The sequence below is a fragment of the Cellvibrio sp. ARAG 10.3 genome, assembly GCF_051846955.1.
Taxonomy (GTDB): domain Bacteria; phylum Pseudomonadota; class Gammaproteobacteria; order Pseudomonadales; family Cellvibrionaceae; genus Cellvibrio.
Window position 1 is genome coordinate 56452 of record NZ_JBPYCU010000011.1, and the last position, 16655, is coordinate 73106.

Annotated in this window: 13 protein-coding genes; 1 reads left to right on the forward strand and 12 read right to left on the reverse strand. The window is 50.5% G+C overall.

Annotated features, from left to right (window positions below; translation table 11 throughout):
* Positions 1–8 precede the first annotated feature (8 nt).
* The 9 genes from ACSV5M_RS14350 to ACSV5M_RS14390 form a co-directional block, all read right to left on the reverse strand.
* The gene (locus tag ACSV5M_RS14350) at positions 9–911 is read right to left on the reverse strand and encodes a hypothetical protein (protein WP_439176926.1); all 903 of its coding nucleotides are present in this window, start codon (positions 909–911) and stop codon (positions 9–11) included.
* A 264-nt stretch (positions 912–1175) separates the two neighbouring features.
* On the reverse strand, positions 1176–2696 hold the full coding sequence (locus ACSV5M_RS14355) for a tryptophan halogenase family protein (RefSeq protein ID WP_439176927.1): 1521 nt from the start codon (positions 2694–2696) through the stop codon (positions 1176–1178).
* Between the two features lie 75 nt (positions 2697–2771).
* The gene (locus ACSV5M_RS14360; RefSeq protein WP_439176928.1) at positions 2772–5510 is read right to left on the reverse strand and encodes a TonB-dependent receptor; all 2739 of its coding nucleotides are present in this window, start codon (positions 5508–5510) and stop codon (positions 2772–2774) included.
* A 334-nt stretch (positions 5511–5844) separates the two neighbouring features.
* Positions 5845–7956: a TonB-dependent receptor family protein gene (locus ACSV5M_RS14365; RefSeq protein ID WP_439176929.1), complete on the reverse strand. Its 2112-nt coding sequence runs from the start codon at positions 7954–7956 to the stop codon at positions 5845–5847.
* Positions 7957–8083: 127 nt separating this feature from the next.
* Entirely contained in the window at positions 8084–8374 is a 291-nt protein-coding gene (locus tag ACSV5M_RS14370; RefSeq protein ID WP_439176930.1) for an STAS domain-containing protein, read from the reverse strand.
* Positions 8367–9035, reverse strand: coding sequence for an MlaC/ttg2D family ABC transporter substrate-binding protein (locus ACSV5M_RS14375; RefSeq protein ID WP_439176931.1), 669 nt, complete (start codon positions 9033–9035; stop codon positions 8367–8369). The genes ACSV5M_RS14370 and ACSV5M_RS14375 overlap by 8 nt, the downstream gene beginning before the upstream one ends.
* Before the next feature lie 27 nt (positions 9036–9062).
* Positions 9063–9539, reverse strand: coding sequence for an outer membrane lipid asymmetry maintenance protein MlaD (mlaD, locus tag ACSV5M_RS14380; protein ID WP_439176932.1), 477 nt, complete (start codon positions 9537–9539; stop codon positions 9063–9065).
* 2 nt (positions 9540–9541) lie between these two features.
* Positions 9542–10333 (reverse strand): lipid asymmetry maintenance ABC transporter permease subunit MlaE, encoded by a 792-nt coding sequence (gene mlaE / locus ACSV5M_RS14385; protein WP_439176933.1) that lies wholly within the window; start codon positions 10331–10333, stop codon positions 9542–9544.
* Positions 10330–11139 carry an ABC transporter ATP-binding protein gene (locus tag ACSV5M_RS14390; protein WP_439176934.1) on the reverse strand — a complete coding sequence of 270 codons (810 nt, stop codon included), beginning with the start codon at positions 11137–11139 and terminating at the stop codon, positions 10330–10332. Before ACSV5M_RS14390 ends, mlaE begins: the two co-directional genes overlap by 4 nt.
* 381 nt (positions 11140–11520) lie before the next feature.
* Here ACSV5M_RS14390 and katG point away from each other — a divergent pair, with 381 nt between their 5' ends.
* Positions 11521–13749, forward strand: coding sequence for a catalase/peroxidase HPI (gene katG, locus ACSV5M_RS14395; RefSeq protein WP_439176935.1), 2229 nt, complete (start codon positions 11521–11523; stop codon positions 13747–13749).
* A 71-nt stretch (positions 13750–13820) separates the two neighbouring features.
* On the opposite strand, the gene ACSV5M_RS14400 is transcribed toward katG, so the two are convergent.
* From ACSV5M_RS14400 to ACSV5M_RS14410, 3 genes are all read right to left on the reverse strand, one after another.
* Positions 13821–15722: a PKD domain-containing protein gene (locus ACSV5M_RS14400; protein ID WP_439176936.1), complete on the reverse strand. Its 1902-nt coding sequence runs from the start codon at positions 15720–15722 to the stop codon at positions 13821–13823.
* A gap of 150 nt (positions 15723–15872) precedes the next feature.
* The gene (locus ACSV5M_RS14405; protein WP_439176937.1) at positions 15873–16160 is read right to left on the reverse strand and encodes a hypothetical protein; all 288 of its coding nucleotides are present in this window, start codon (positions 16158–16160) and stop codon (positions 15873–15875) included.
* A 24-nt stretch (positions 16161–16184) separates the two neighbouring features.
* The gene (locus ACSV5M_RS14410) at positions 16185–16460 is read right to left on the reverse strand and encodes a hypothetical protein (RefSeq protein ID WP_439176938.1); all 276 of its coding nucleotides are present in this window, start codon (positions 16458–16460) and stop codon (positions 16185–16187) included.
* Between the last annotated feature and the right edge of the window lie 195 nt (positions 16461–16655).

Below are 16655 nucleotides of genomic sequence, written 5' to 3' on the forward strand. Positions count from 1 at the left end.
GAGAGAGGTTAAAGACTTCTGCATAGGTCTCCAAAATTGAGTTCCTGCACAGCAAGAGCGTCATACCTCACTTGACTTTGCGCCAGCAATTCCAGGTTTCTTGCAATTACGCCGCCTGCAACGGCTGCGGTGTAATGCAAAGTCGCCCAATCCTCAACATGCGCAAACGCGTAGGTTTTACTGCCTACATAAAAGACAAGATCGCTATATGCGTAAATGGCAAATTTCGCCGGGTTTTTGCTGCCTTCGTTGACCCGAAAGTTCAGTGGCAAGGTCAGTGGTGATTGCACAAACAGCGTTACAGTCCCTTCACCCAACACGTCTATTTTTCCGTCAACTTCAAGTTTTAGCGTTTTAATCCAGTAGGTACCGGCAGGCAATCGCAGCGTACTTTTATGACTCATTTCAAGCGTATCGATAACGTACTCGGTATGCGCCGTTGAAAATTCCGCTGTACCCCATTCGTCGATACGCACAGAAGAAAATTCATTGTCCGCTTGCCCTAACGTCTGTTTGACATGCGGCGGGACCACGGCGATGCTGGATGATGTGGTCGTTTTGAGTGAGCCTGCGTAAAGGCGAGGGCCAGCGCTACCACTTTCGCTACAGTGGTTATTTCCACAACTCTTGATGGCGGACCAATCGTTGACACCAACATAGGGCGCCAAGAGGGTGTCAGAGGAAGGGTTAACCAGCCGACTGTTGTAATTAAAACGAACGTAACCGTCTCCCCTGTTCGATTGCAATCCATTCTGGAATATATCCTGGCACGCCGGCGGCACGGCGTGAGCAGAAGAAAACGCAAGAAAGGTGAACAATGTAGGCAAGATAAAGCGTGTGAGAATTTTTTTACTCCAGCAGATGAAGATATAACTGTCTAGCGAGAGCGGTTCCTTATGGCGCATTTTCATAATTGACTCCTGAAGGAAAAATGAATAGCAATTATGTACATCAGGATATTCCTACCCTACCGCTAAAGACTTTTAGTTCCTGAAGATGACAAAGACAAGGCAGCGCAGCGAAAGCAGCGCCATTAGTTTTTGGCTTACGCCAAAGCAACACAGAAAATGCCACCAAGATGAGTGCCGCGCCACCGAAAAATCATTACCGGCTTTAACAAGATAACAAAAGGGAAATTTTAAATACCCTGATGATGCAACCACATTAATCAAAGTTTATCGAGTCTTTGGTTCCGTGATATCTGCCAACAATCCACGCGTATCCGGCAGCAACCGCCCTAACCCTTCCTTCATCTTCTCGTTATCCTGTCGCATACGATTAAAAATCGCTTGTTCATTTTCATTAAATGAAAATTGCAGTTCCGGCTTTAAGCCCATGCCATACAAGATGTATTGATAACTGGCCGCAGGGAAGACTTCCTCTTTATGCAGAAAATCTTTTTTGTAAGGCACATGGTAGTGCCACAGTTGCAGTGACTCTTTTAATGAATCCGATAACGTGGCGGGGTCTCTGTTGTCTTTCCAGAAGTCGGTATTGCGCTGACTCAATACGTAGTGGAGTTTGAGGAAGTCTACGATGTTGTTCCAGCGGTAGGTTTGTAAATCGTTGAATCGTTTGGCGACGATGGGCATGACAGATGTGTGTTGCGGCAATTGGTCGCGGATGTAATTTGCGGCGAGTTCTACCATGACCAGGGCGGAGGCTTCGAGGGGTTCGATAAAGCCGGCGGCCATGCCGATGGCGACGCAGTTTTTTACCCAGAATTTTTCGCGATGTCCGCAAGGGATATTGAGTTTTCTTGGGGTTAATGTTTCAAAGCCGGCGCCCACATAATTGGCAAGAATCGCGGTGGCCTGGTCTTCTGACATATGTCGGCTGGAATAGACGTGGCCGATACCTTTGCGGCTGTAGAGGCCGATGTCCCAGATCCAGCCGGCATCTTGTGCGTGGGCAAGGGTGTAGGGAAGTATGGGCGAGGTATCGCTGGGGTAAGGTGCTTGCACGGCCACGGCGCTGTCGATAAACAGTTGATCGCTTTTGTCGATAAACTTAGCGCCCAGTGTTTCGCCGAGCAGCAGGGATTTTAAACCGGAGCAATCAATAAACAGGTCGGCGTGGAGATGTTGTTGTTCACGGGTTTCAATGCTGGTGATGCCGCTTTCGTCCTGATTTACTTTATCGATGGTGCCGATCACATGTTTTACGCCTAACACGGTTTTACAGTGTCGGCTTAAAAAGTTTACAAATTTTCCGGCATCCAGGTGGTAGCCATAATTGACGTGGGATTTGTATTCCGGTGTATCCGCGGTGCGCGGTGCGCGATTTTTTTCGCACAAATATTCCTGTGCGCAAACCGCATCGGCAAACGCGCCCTGTTGGCCGCCAGCAACCCACCAGGTAGCGATGTTCCGCTCAAGGAAGCCAATGGGTAATGAAAAGGGGTGATAGTAAAAATTGGGTTCGTTTTCTGAGCGCCAGTTTATAAATTTAACGCCCTGCTTGAATGACGCATCGCATTCCTTAAAAAAGGCTGTTTCAGAGATGCCAATATCGCGCAGGGTATTGCGCAACGATGGCCAGCTGCCTTCGCCGACGCCGATGATGGGTACGTCTGCCGATTCGATTAAGGTTATTTCCAGAGATTGGCCATAGCGCGCAGCGAGGATGCCGGCGGTGAGCCAACCGGCAGCACCGCCACCAACAATCAGTATGGATGTAATGTAATGGGCATTCATAAAAAAACCTTACGGTAAAAATGCAAAAAGGCCATTACTGGAATGGCCTTTTTGTGTTGCTAATACCCGTGAGAATTAGAAGCTAGCTCTCACACCCAGGGCATAACGACCTACACCTTCACCATTGTAGAACATCTGGTTGCTCTTTCTACCGTGAATGCGTGAGCCTTCTTCGGTCACGTTGATGCCTTCGAGGAAGACGCTGACATTTTCCGTTAACTCGTAGCTCATGGAGATATCGACCTGCGAGTAATCTTCCACCACTACCGGCTCGTTACTGGTGCTGGAGTAGTAGTACTGGAAGCCACGGATAAAGGAATCTCTCCAGTTGTAAGCAATACGGATCTGGAATGGACCGTTTTCGTAGAAGCCAATCAGGTTAGCGGAGTCACTAACGCCTACCACAGCATCCGCCGTCGGGACTTCGCCCCAAGGAGTGTCATAATCGTAATCAGGATCAGCAAACACAAAGGTGGCATTGGCGATCATGCCGAAACCTGATTCACCGAAGAAGTGCTGCCCACCCACTTCAATACCAGATACTTTTTTGGTATCAAGGTTGCGCGGACGGCGAATTTCATACACCACGTCCTGGCCAGTGGCCGGATCAGTCACACCGGTGATGACTTCAGGTGCGGCTTCAGTAACCACAAAGTTATCAATAGATTTTGAGAATGCACCGATGGAAACGTAATCAAAATCGTTGATATACCATTCTGCCGACAGGTCGAAGTTGTCGGACATGAACGGCTCAAGGTTCGGGTTACCCGCGCTACCGATACCGGATTCTCCTTCACGGATATCACCGAAATCACGCGATGATCTCATGTCGGTCAGTTCCGGACGGGTGATGGTGCGCGATGCGGCAAAACGCACAATGACATCGTCGGTCAGATCGTATTTCACTGACAGGTTCGGCAGGAATACGTCGTAATTACCTTGGTCGGTAAAGGGTACGTTTTCAGCAAATTCGCGAATGTAGTTTTCACCCTCCACTGCTGGCGGTGTCAGTGATAGCAGTGTTCTTTCCAATGACGTGGAATCAATTTTAGTGTCTTCATAACGCACACCGGCTACTACCGTCAGGTCGCGGCCACCGAGGTCGTAAGACTTGGTTCCTTCCACATAAAACGCTGCGGTTTCTTCATTGATTTCAGACCAGTTGGGCTGCAACACTAACTTCGAAGCGCTGAGGTCTTTTTGCGCATTGGTAGCCGTTGGATCTTGTTGCGCGTGTTGCACCCAGCTGTTAAACGCTAATGGGTCGAAAGAGAAATAGGCCAACTCACCCAGCACGCCGTGGTCCATGGTTCTGACTGCATAACCTGCTGCGCTCGCTTCTTCGACGGTACGGAACAGGCTGGTGGTTGGGTCATCACCCACCAGGGTGTACTTACCTTGCAACACGCCGCCACCGGTTGACTGGTACTGCTGAATGGTTTTGGTTTGGTCGGTAAACATCACCCCGGCTTTCAGCGTGAAGGTGTCCTGGGTGAAGGTGTAATCCACACGCGCCTGATCGATTTCATCGGTGCGCGGATCAGAGTAACCGTCGTATTGCCACACGCGTGCATTGGCGAGAGAGATGTCATCGTTGTCGTAATAGTGGCTGGCTACATCGCCACGAATTTCAAAGGTGAATGACAACGGCGCTGCCTGCACGTCTGAACGGCTGATGTTGGCCTGGTTATCCGGTTGCGCTTCAGCTTTTGAGTGGCTGTAGGCGATAACCAGATTGGACGAATCGGTAATGTCCCAATCCGCCTCAAAGCCGGTGCTCAAGCCGGTTTCTTGCGTGACGGGGTTGTTAACGAAAAAGTCCAGGCCCGCGTCGGTCACGGTGCGGCTGACAATGGTGCCGTTGCCATCAATTTCATATTGCTCGTTGTCGCCGTAGCCATACCAGGCCGCACTTTCATATTCCAGACCTTCCTGTTGCAGGTCTGAATATTGCGCGTCCAGTGTCAGGGTCAGGTTATCCACCGGCTCGTATTGGAATACCAGGCTACCGTTCAAACGCTCACGCTCAAAGTCCTGGCGCTTGATGACGGTTTGCGTGGGGTAGAAATCCACGTTTTGAATGTTGCCCTGTGCATCAGGCAGCGGTAGGTAAGTGCCCAGCGTGGCCGGGCGGCGTGAGCGCCAATCCCAGCGGCGTTGCTCTACCGAATCACTTTGGTAATCGCGCTCTTGAAAACTGATGGCAGCCAGCACGCCGAAGTTGTCGTTGAAGGTGGTGCTGAACAGGCCGGAAACCGACGGGGTAACATCATCCACATTGGTTTCTTTCATGCCTTTGATAGAACCGGCCACCTTGGTGCCCAGGTCCAGCGGACGCGCGGTTTTAACGTTGATGGTGGCACCGATACCGCCTGATTGTGTCGCAGCGGTTGAGGTTTTATACACTTCTACACCGCTCACCATTTCGGCGGCAACAGTATCGAAGTTGAAACCGCGGCTGGCGTTAGCGTTAGGCATTTGCCGCCCGTTAAACAGCACGGTATTAAATTGTGGGCCAAGGCCACGAACGGTGATCTGACGACCCTCACCACCACTGCGATCAATCGACACACCGGTGATGCGCTGTAAGGATTCCGCCAGGTTGGTATCAGGGAACTTACCGATATCTTCAGAGCTGATTGCGTCTACCACACCATTGGAATCGCGCTTGGTGTCCAGGGCACTTTGTAAACTCGCTCTGTAACCGGTTACCACCACTTCCTCGATCAACTGCGCGTTAGCTTCAGTTGCCGTGGCGATAGCCAGGCTGAGCATACTGATTTTAAACATCGGATGCGTGTATTTTGCGTTCATAGGATTTCCTGCACTGATTATTATAGAGGGGACTGATAAATGCTCGTCCGGAGACCCGGGTAAACACCCTCAGACTTCTTGAGTACTTGTATACATGTAATGCGGGCCCGATGATAATACTTGTATACAAGCAGTTCAATGGTGTATTGGCAGGAATGTTTGAAGGTGGTTGAAATTTGAACGGGAATTGCTGGGGGAGTTAAATACCATAGCTGTATGTAAGGATTCGCGCCCGGAAGACGCGAACCGACGGTTATTGAGGAAAGCTATAGAAAGCGAGAGAAATTATAAATATTTACCACCGTGGCTCGCACAGGCGGTTGGCTTTTCTAAGTCAAAGTTGCCATTTTATTCCCACATAAACTGAACGCGGTTCACCCGCCTGAAGTATGGCAGCCTCCGGGGAGGTGATCTCTTTAACACTAAAAACCGAAACATATTTTTCATCAGTAAGGTTACGAGCCTCACCAAATATTTCCCACGATTTTCCCTGGAAGCCAGCACGCAATCCCAGAAGGGCGTAAGCATCAATGGTGTAAGTGTTGCGAAAATCGGCGTAGCGCTCATCAATCACGTCGAAAGTCGGGCCGGCGAAAAAGCCGTTAGCGTGACGGTAGAGAATTTCTCCTTTGATCGCGTAGCCTGGCGCTACCGGCAGTTGGTTATTGCCGTATACCGGATCATTATCAAAAGAAAATTCGTTTATCGTTAGATTCACCAGTGGTTCAATACGATGTGTACCGCCAGCATCTAATAAAAAACTCGCGCCGATCAGCGCTTCAAGCCCTGCATGAATCGTGTCATCTACATTGCTGGAAAGACTGGTACCGGGTGCGTCCGGATCTTCTATGGAAAGAATTTCATCTTGCAATTGTGCATAGTAAAGTGCCAGTTCCCACTGCCATTGGTGGCCAGCGCCAAGCGCCCCGCTGCCGCGCGTGCCCATTTCAAAAACGCTTCCATGCATTGCGTCCAGCGCCGCATCACATTTACAGGCATCGTCTTCCAACTCATAGTTGGTTGGCGCTTCATACAAACGACTGACATTTGCAAACAGCTCACTGCTTTGCGCAAGCTGATAGATCACGCCCACTCGCGGATTGATGCTGTCGTAATCGCCACGGGGATTGTATAACTCGCCGTTTGCTACGGTCGTGTTTCTCACCTCACGGTCAGCCACAACCGCCTGCACGCCGTAGATCAACTTCCATTGCGGCGTGAGCTGCCAACGATCCGCCAGAAATAATTCCATGCTATCCGCATTGTTATCAACGCGCGTCGTCAGGCCATTGCGGCGCCCTGAATCATTGCGATAGCTACCGCCTTTAACCGTTGTCTCGCCATAGTTAATGCCGGCAAGTAAATCGTGATTACCCAAACGCAGGTTGTAGCGCAAAGTTGTGCCCACGTTGTTTTGATCGGTATTGATCAGCAAGCTGAAGACTTCCGTCGGCGGCATGGGACCGGGACCATCGAAATCCACCATCACTTTATCGACAATGGGGTGGTAAAGCGCTTGCTCTTCGTAGGCAATACCGATAGATAAACTGCTGTTATCGTTGATGTCCCACTGCGTTTTATTGGCGACGCGCCAGGTTTCAACATTGAACTGGAAGTGACCGCTGACTGCCGAGGCCTGCGCCTGATAAGGATCCTGATCGAATTCTTCCCTGCTTAACGCGCCCGGCAGCTCCTGATTATTTTTAACATAGGTGAAGTAAAACCGGGATTGTAATGCATCGCTAACTTGCCAACCGGTATTCGCATAAAGCCCTTCACGTTCCTGTTGATGGTGATCGCGAAAGCCATCCCAGCGTCTCGCCTCCAACGTTATCAATCCGTCAACATTACCAGCGACGGCACCTGTCGTTATTCGCCCTTGCAGTTGGCCATGGCTACCACCGTTCAGAAATATTTCCTGCTCGGTATCGCGCGCCGTCGGGGTTACAAAATCGATGGCACCGCCGAGTGTGCTGGCGCCATAGGTCAACGCGTTTGCACCGCGTGCCACAATGGCATAACGCGCCCCCAAGGGGTCCAGAGCACGATTATGATTGTTGCCGTCCGCCGCTGTTACCGGTAGGCCATCTTGCAATAGCTTGATGCCATTGCCATCGTAATTCGTAGCATCCAGATTGGAGCCACGGCTGGAGAAAAATGTGGAATCACCGGTGGAACCACTCGCAACCCACATGCCGGGCACATAGCGCAGCATATCTGCCAGATTCGTTACATTTCGTTGGTATAACTCGGCACCATCCAGCAAGGTCACGCCCCCAGGTGTAAGTGCCTGTTCGGTTTCAAGCCCTAATTTGATTTGCTCGCCCTGCACCAACATGGTTTCGAGCGAGCCGGAGTTTTCAGGTATATCAGCAAACACGGTAAACGAAACACTGAGACCACAGCCAAGAATAAAAAAGAGCGGTTTGCGTGTGCACAGGTGCATGGCGATTTCCTTAATGTGTAGTTCTTATCAGCGCTGTAAGGCGCAAAAAGCCTACTACATCAATAAGGCGTGAAGAATGCGACAAAATGTCGCGGGGCTGAGAGGGGGTTGAATATGGTGGTGTTTATCACGCTGAGAATAAAAAATTTTCCTCCAGATCGTAAAGCTTCATCAGCCGGCTTACCGCTTCGGGCAATTGAACGATGCGCAGGTCAGTACCGGCGTCTTTGGCAAGACGTAGCGCAACCAGTATGAATGCCGTAATGGAGGAATCAACTTTGGTGACGCCACTGCAATCCATGGTATGCGCGCCGGCTTGCATCAACGCTTGCAATTGCCGGTGCAGGTTGGTGACGGTTGCAAAGCTTACCTCGCCGCGCAGGTAAATAGTGCCTTGATCTAATGAGCATTCACTCATCCACGCTGCCCTCCGCGCGATTATTCTTTTCCGTCAGATTGCTCAGAAAAGCATCCAGGCCTACTTTTTTTATTTCTTCATCAAAGACGCCGCGCGTGGTAATCACCAGGCTAACGCCCTCTACGTTGATATCGACAATCTTCCAGTTATCGTCCTTGAGTTCGAGCCGCAAAAATAATATGACCGGCTCGCCCTTCTCATTGGTAGCGCGCAGCTTTAGTGTGGCTTTTTGATTATCTTTGTCGTTGTAATGCGTCCCCAACATTTCCGCTTTGGTATTGCGGTAGATAAACAGGGTTTCGGTATAGGTTCGGATTAAATAGCGCTGGAATTCACGCACATACGCGTCGCGTTGTGGTGCTGTTGTGTTGCGCCAATGTTGCGCCAGTGCCAGCTGGGCAATACGGGCAACGTTAAAATGCGGGAGTACTGTGTCGGCAACCATAACGCGCAATTGTTGCGGGTTATTCTTATACAGGGCTTCATGGTTTTTTAACTGCGTCAGAACATCATCAATCGCCACCTTCATTACGGCGGCGGGGTCAGGGACTTGCGCTGCTGTACTTTCGGCACAACTTACCCATGGCAGAATACAAAGCAATATCCCGATGATGCCGCAACGGTAGCAATGCAACAAGCTGTTCACCCAATTGGTTTTCATATGCGCTCACCTGTGTGACATTGCCCGCTATTCATCGGCGGGTTCTTTATCTCCACTCACTTGATTAAGTCCAAATGCACCGATCAACTTTTCCAGCAAGAGTGCTGAAGACGTAAACTCTATGTTGTCCCCTTCGGCCAACAGGGTGTCATCGGCCCCCACTTCAATACCAATATATTGTTCACCCAACAGGCCAGAGGTAATAATGCTCGCGGAAGAATCCACACTGAAGCGATAGCGATTATCCAGTGCCATACTGACTTTGGCCTGATAACTGTTCGTGTCCAATTGAATGTCGGTCACCCGCCCGATGACCACACCGGCACTCTTTACTGGCGAGTGAATTTTTAATCCGCCAATATTGGTAAAGTACGCGTGCACTTCATAACTGGGGGCTGAACGAAAACTGGATTGATTAGCCACCTTCAGCGAGAGAAATACCACCGCCGCCAACCCGAGCGCCACAAAGAAGCCAACCCATAAATCGACCATGTTACGGTTCATTGTCAAAACCCTCTGAACATAAAGGCCGTCAGCACAAAATCCAATGCCAACACCACCAACGCCGACAACACCACGGTGCGGGTTGTCGCCCGGGAAACACCTTCGGCGGTGGGCACCGACGAATAACCTTCAAATACCGCAATCAAGCTGACGGCAAGCGCAAAGATCGCGCTTTTGATGATGCCATTCAAGATGTCCTGCCGAAAATCCACCGCGTTCTGCATCTGCGACCAAAAGGTTCCAGCGTCCACACCTAATAATTTCACCGTGACCAAATAGCCGCCGAAGATTCCTACCGCACAAAAAATAACATTAAGTAAGGGCAACGAAATAACACCTGCCCAAAAGCGCGGTGCGATGACGCGAGCCAGCGGCTGTATCGCCATCATCTCCAATGCGGTTAATTGTTCGGTGGCTTTCATTAAGCCAATCTCGGCGGTAATGGCTGAACCTGCGCGGCTTGAAAATAACAGCGCCGATAGCACCGGCCCGAGTTCGCGCACCAGGGCAAGGGCGACAACCATGCCAACACCATCGCCGGAACCAAAACGCTCCAGCGTATCGTACATCTGCAAACCCAAGACCAGACCGACAAACAGACCGGCGACGGTAATAATCAGCAACGAGAATACACCGACAAAATAAATCTCACGCACTACCAGCCAGGGCCGACGAAGGCAGGTGCCCGACATAAAGAAAATGGAAAATAAAAAATCAAACACCGCCCCCAGTAACACCAGGCGTTCCGTTACCTGATGCCCGAGCAACGTCAGGTAATCGGCGATGGATTTCATAATCCATCTCCTAACAGGTCGTGTGCATAATCCGGCGCAGGATAATGAAAGGGGACTGGCCCATCAGCATGGCCATTCACAAATTGCTTCAGGTAAGGATGGGTGGATTGATAAATTTCAGCGGGCGTACCTTCAGCAATGACTACGCCTTCGGCAATCATGTAAAGATAATCCACAATATTGAGTGACTCGGTAATATCGTGCGTCACAACAATGGAGGTAGCGCCCAGGGCGTCATTGAAGCGGCGCACCAACTGCCCTATTACACCCAGGGAAATCGGATCGAGGCCGGCAAAGGGTTCATCGTAAAGAATTAATTCCGGGTCCAGCGCAATGGAACGAGCCAGTGCTACCCGCCGCGCCATACCGCCGGACAACTCGGATGGCATTAAATGGTGAGCACCGCGCAAACCGACGGCCTGCAGTTTCATCAATACCAGATTACGAATTAATGATTCCGGCAAGTTGGTGTGTTCGCGCATTTGAAAGGCGACATTTTCAAATACCGTTTGATCGGTAAACAACGCACCCATCTGAAACAGCATGCCCATCTTGCGGCGCAATAAAAAAAGCTGATGCGTATTCAACGCGGCAACCGATTGGTTATCCACCATCACGCGCCCGGATGTCGGTTTAATCTGGCCGCCGATAAGGCGCAAGATCGTCGTCTTGCCACATCCGCTACCCCCCATGATGGCGACCAGCTTCCCGCGCGGAATGCGCAAGCTTATGTTGCGTAATATGGTACGCGAGCCATAGCCAAAAGAAACTTGATCTAACTCAACAAACGTCGATTTATCGTTCATGGCCTATGTTCCCTGAGTAATCACAGCTCTATCCTACTACCGGGGTCAACTTACCTCCAGCAATCACTTTGAAATTTTTATTCTGATAGTAATTTTTAAATGGTCCCATAGTTAGAAATGCAAATACGCACGCTGATGAATATTTTTATACTATTTTGCGAAAAACGAGTCCTCGAAAATAAGATGATTAAGCGAGGTATGTTTTACGCGTTTTTTATTTTTGGCGACAAGGTTATTAATAAAAAGAATCGTTTTTCACTCGACGTTAAATTAGGTGCCAATGTAGAAAAAATGGCATCACGCGCAGGGACCCTCAGCCTGTCAGTAAACGTTCCAGCCGACGATGTAACTGACTCATCACATATAAAAGAGGATTTTTTTATGTTCAGAAAAACGATGCCCGTTATCTCTGCGGTCGCTATGTCCGCATTAATAACTCTGCAAGCCGGCGCAGTGCTTGCACAAGACAACATGCCCACCACCAATAATTTTTGGTGGCCCGAGCAACTGGACCTGAGCCCATTGCGACAGCACGGTGCTGAATCGAACCCCATGGGTGAGGATTTCGATTACGCCGAAGCCTTCGCGCAGCTTGACCTGGAAGCAGTCAAGGCCGATATCAAAACATTGATGACAACGTCGCAGGATTGGTGGCCAGCGGATTTCGGTCACTACGGGCCTTTCTTTATTCGCATGGCCTGGCACAGCGCCGGTACTTACCGTGTTTATGATGGTCGCGGCGGTGCAGCCGGTGGACAACAACGTTTTGAACCGCTGAACAGTTGGCCGGATAACGTCAACCTGGATAAGGCCCGTCGCTTGCTATGGCCCATCAAACAAAAATACGGCAGCCAGCTTTCCTGGGCCGACCTGATGGTGCTGACCGGCAACGTTGCGCTGGAATCCATGGGCTTTAAAACCTTGGGCTTTGCCGGTGGTCGCCAGGACGACTGGGAAGTTGAAAGGGTGAATTGGGGCAGCGAAAAAAAATGGCTGGCCGATCAACGTCACACCGGTGATCGGCAGTTAAACAAGCCGTTCGCCGCCGTACAAATGGGTTTGATTTATGTAAATCCCGAAGGTCCTAACGGTGTGCCCGACCCGCGCCTGGCCGCCAAAGATATTCGCCAAGCTTTCAGTGGTATGGCAATGAACGATGAAGAAACCGTTGCACTGATTGCCGGCGGTCACGCCTTCGGTAAAGCGCACGGCGCGCACAAACCTGATGAATGTATCGGTAAAGATCCGGCCGCCGCCGGTATCGAAGGGCAAGGCCTGGGCTGGATCAGCAAATGTGGTAAAGGTAACGCGGAAGACACCATCACCAGCGGATTGGAAGGTGCCTGGACATCCAACCCCACTGCATGGACGACGCAATATCTGGACAACCTGTTTGCCTTCGAATGGGTGCAAACCAAAAGCCCGGCCGGTGCAATCCAATGGACTCCCAAAGACAGTCAAGCCGCCAACCTGGTACCCGATGCACACGATAAAACCAAACGCCACGCGCCGATCATGTTCACCACCGACCTCGCGCTAAAAGAAGATCCGGAATTCCGCAAAATTTCCCTGCGCTTTAAAGAAAATCCCAAAGAGTTTGAACTGGCGTTTGCCAAAGCCTGGTTCAAATTAACACACCGCGACATGGGGCCGCGCACGCGTTATATCGGTGCGGACGCGCCTAGTGAAGACCTGATCTGGCAAGATCCTTTACCGGCAGTTGACCACGAATTGATTAACGCGAGCGATATTGCAACCTTGAAATCCAACATCCTCAAATCGGGTTTGAGCACCGCTGAATTGGTGAGAACCGCCTGGGCTTCCGCCGCAAGTTATCGCGACACCGACATGCGCGGCGGCGCCAACGGTGCACGCATTCGCCTGGCACCGCAAAATCAATGGAGCGTGAATAATCCAAAAGAAACGGCGAAAGTGTTGAAACGTTTGGAAAAAATCCAGACAGATTTCAACAAGGCACAGCGCGGTAATAAAAAAGTCTCGCTCGCCGACGTGATCGTGTTGGGCGGCGTAGCCGCTGTTGAACAAGCCGCGCAAAAAGGTGGCTATGATATCGATGTACCCTTCACGCCCGGTCGCGTTGATGCGACACAAGCGCAAACCGATGCAGCATCCTTTGCGGTACTTGAACCCACCGCCGATGGCTTCCGTAACTATTTTGCCAAGGGTAACACCGAGTCACCGGCGGAGATGCTGGTAGACCGTGCCAATGTGCTCACTCTTACCGTACCGGAAATGACCGTACTGGTCGGCGGCATGCGCGCACTCGGCGCCAACAGCGACAACACCAAAAACGGCATCTTCACCAACAAACCGGGCACGTTAAGCAACGACTTTTTCGTGAACCTGCTCGACATGTCCACGCAGTGGAAAAAGTCTGAAAAAACTGAAGGACTATACGAAGGGCTGGACCGCAAAACCGGCAAAGTCAAATGGACGGCAACGCCGGTGGATTTAGTGTTTGGTTCCCATGCCGAACTGCGTGCGGTGGCTGAAGTGTATGCGGCAAATGACGGGCGGGAAAAGTTTGTGAATGACTTTGCCAAAGCCTGGAATAAAGTGATGATGCTGGATCGGTTTGATGTGAATTAAGGGAGCCTAATTGGTGTGGCTAATAGGAGCCTGCCGATCTTTGGTGAGAAGATCGGCAGGTTTTTTAGCAGCTAGTTGCTAAGTAACACAACACTACCGCTTTGGGGATCGACGACGTATAAGCCGCGATAAAAATTGTTGTCTGCAATATACAGCAATTTGTTTACCGCATCATACTCCAAATCTTTTTCCTGAAGAGAAAGAGAACCAAAGCCGGTCACCTCTTCCATAAGCAATACGCGATTTCCAGAATCGAGATCAACCGCAATTAACTGATCATCACCATCGAGTACCAGCAGGCGATTATTCGCCTCATCCAACGCAGTACCTTGAACCATTCTCTTCACAGCGGGGCCAGTATTGCCATTGCCCGTATTCATTGATAAGACATACGTCAATGGCGTGCTCTGCCAATCCTGAATACCCAGAAAATAATGATTATTAAGAATATTAGGCGTCATCACAATTTCATCGGTACTTTCAATCCAGGATGCAAACAGCGGAGCATCAATGCCATAATCAAGCGTGTATGCATCCGCGATAGTTGTGCGATCACCTGAAACAGGATTAACCATGATAATGCGGTGAGCCGTATTATCAGCCACCAGCAACTGACGGTCTTTACCCCACTCAAGGCTCACCGGGTTAACAAACGACTCCCCTGTACCCTGTTCATCACTGGATATAGTAGTACGAACACCGGTGGCCACATCCACCGCCACAATTTGCGGCGTGCCTTCGGCGGGGTTGCTGGTCAGTAGCAAGCGATCATTTTCGGCATCAAATAACATATCCTGGAATACAGCAGGCTGCGAGCCCAGTTCAGGATTGGTGAAATCGGTAATGGACTGACCGCGATGCCCGGTCGTGATATCCACCGGAACAATCATGATGTCCCTGACAAAAGCCCCACCAGTCAACACATACACATAGTCGGCATTGGGCACTACAGCAACTGCACGTGGCTCATTCCAGACTTCGCCACTGCCGGCACTGTCACCATCCCTCAACAAAATTGCAGAAGCCGATTGAGAAAGATCTTCACTGTCGGTAATGGTTGCCGTTACAGTAAACTCACTCGCACCCGCCGGCACGGGAATATTGTCCGCACGCCAGCTGCCGTCTTCTTCCACGTCCGCCATTACACTGGTGCCGCCAGCGCTGACTTCAACCGTTGCCACAGTTGCACCATTTTTTGTTTCTGAGGTTCCGAACGCACTGATGCTGGTTTTCGTATAAACACCGGTCGCTGGTGGAAAGATAAATGAAATAATGGGCGCGTTTTCCGGAGTCACCACAATAACTACCACATCGGTTGTGGTAGCACCATCAACGTCGGTGGCCGTCAGTGCAAATTCGAGGGTTAATTCTTCATTGGTAGAGGGCGCAATAAACGAAGCGGTTGCGCTATCTGCATTGGTGAGAGACACCGCTTCACCCGCAGTTTGAGTCCAGAGATACGATTCAACTTCACCGCTATCATCAGAAGCCGTGCCCACAAGGCTCACTTCCGACAAACCAATAACCGTTTGATCTGCACCAGCGTTCACTTCGGGCGCGGTGTTAACACGATTGATGGTGAACACCACGGTGTCCGTTGCCGTAGCGCCATCATTGTCGGTAACCTGCAAGCGGAATTCCAGCGTCGTGGAATTTTCTGCACCGGTTGATGGTGCTACAAAAGAAAAATGGGCCGCATCCAAATCAATTGCTGTCAGTGAAACCCTGGTACCGGTGAGCTGAGTCCACTGATAACCGGTGATACGGCCATCGCTATCGCTTCCACCAGCAACCAATTCAACGGTCGTGCCCGCATCTACCGTTTTATCTGCGCCGGCATTCGCCACCGGCGCAACATTACTCGCGGCACTGCTGGAGGAACCGCCTCCACCTCCGCCGCCACCACACGCAACAAGCGCAGCGGTAAATAATAAACCTGTCAATAATTTAAACGCAGATCCCGTCATTGACATTGTCGGTCCGTAATTAGCCATCCGTTTCTATCTCCATGTATTAAAAGGGCGCCGATTATACAAGCGCAGGCAGAAAATTATTAAAAACTTTTAGACTTTTTTGTGCAGAAATTGCCGAGATTTATCAAAATAGTGAGAAAATTTTTATACTTACTCCTTCAACAAAAACGATAGCGCCTGCTCACGACCTGGCTCGCGAATGATAGCCTGGTAATACGCCCGCACCTGACCACAATACAAACACCAATAACGATTCATTAATTGCCCGCACGCGGTGGCTTCCGCATCCAGCTCTTTCTGGATACGCTCCAACAACACCATTAACAACGGCAGGCTGATTTGTTCACGCTCCACCCATTGCACAAAATCCCCCAAGGGATAATTCGCTGTTAGTCGATTGATACAAATCTTCGCTTTGACTGCATCCTGCAACTGCATTACCACTCCTTACCGTCCTTGTTATCAATGACCTTGCGGGCTCTTGCCGCGACGCGTCACACCGGCGCCCTCGCGGCGCCGGTAATACGCTCGCAATTGCGCACAACGTAGGCACCATTGCTGGCGCAACTCGTGATGCAACATGGCACAATGAACCAACTCGGCCACCTCGCGCAGGTTGCGCTCTTCTTCATCCAGCTCTGTTTGGAGCGCATCCAGAAGCTTCAGCAACAGCGATTTATCCACCATCGCGGCCCAGCGGATAAAACGCCGCAAGGAAAAACCGGATGGTTCGCCCACCCTGCACACTTTTGACCTGACAACATCCTTCAACAACATACCCTGGCGAAAACGCCACCTCTGTAAAAAATGACTGGGGAAAGCCCCAGCCCAATAGCCGGTAGGTGAACTAGCAGGCCCAATGCTAAGTAATCCTTAGTATCGCGTCAACCTAAAAACTAAGAATCTCTTAGTCCTATTTTGACTAAGAGACAG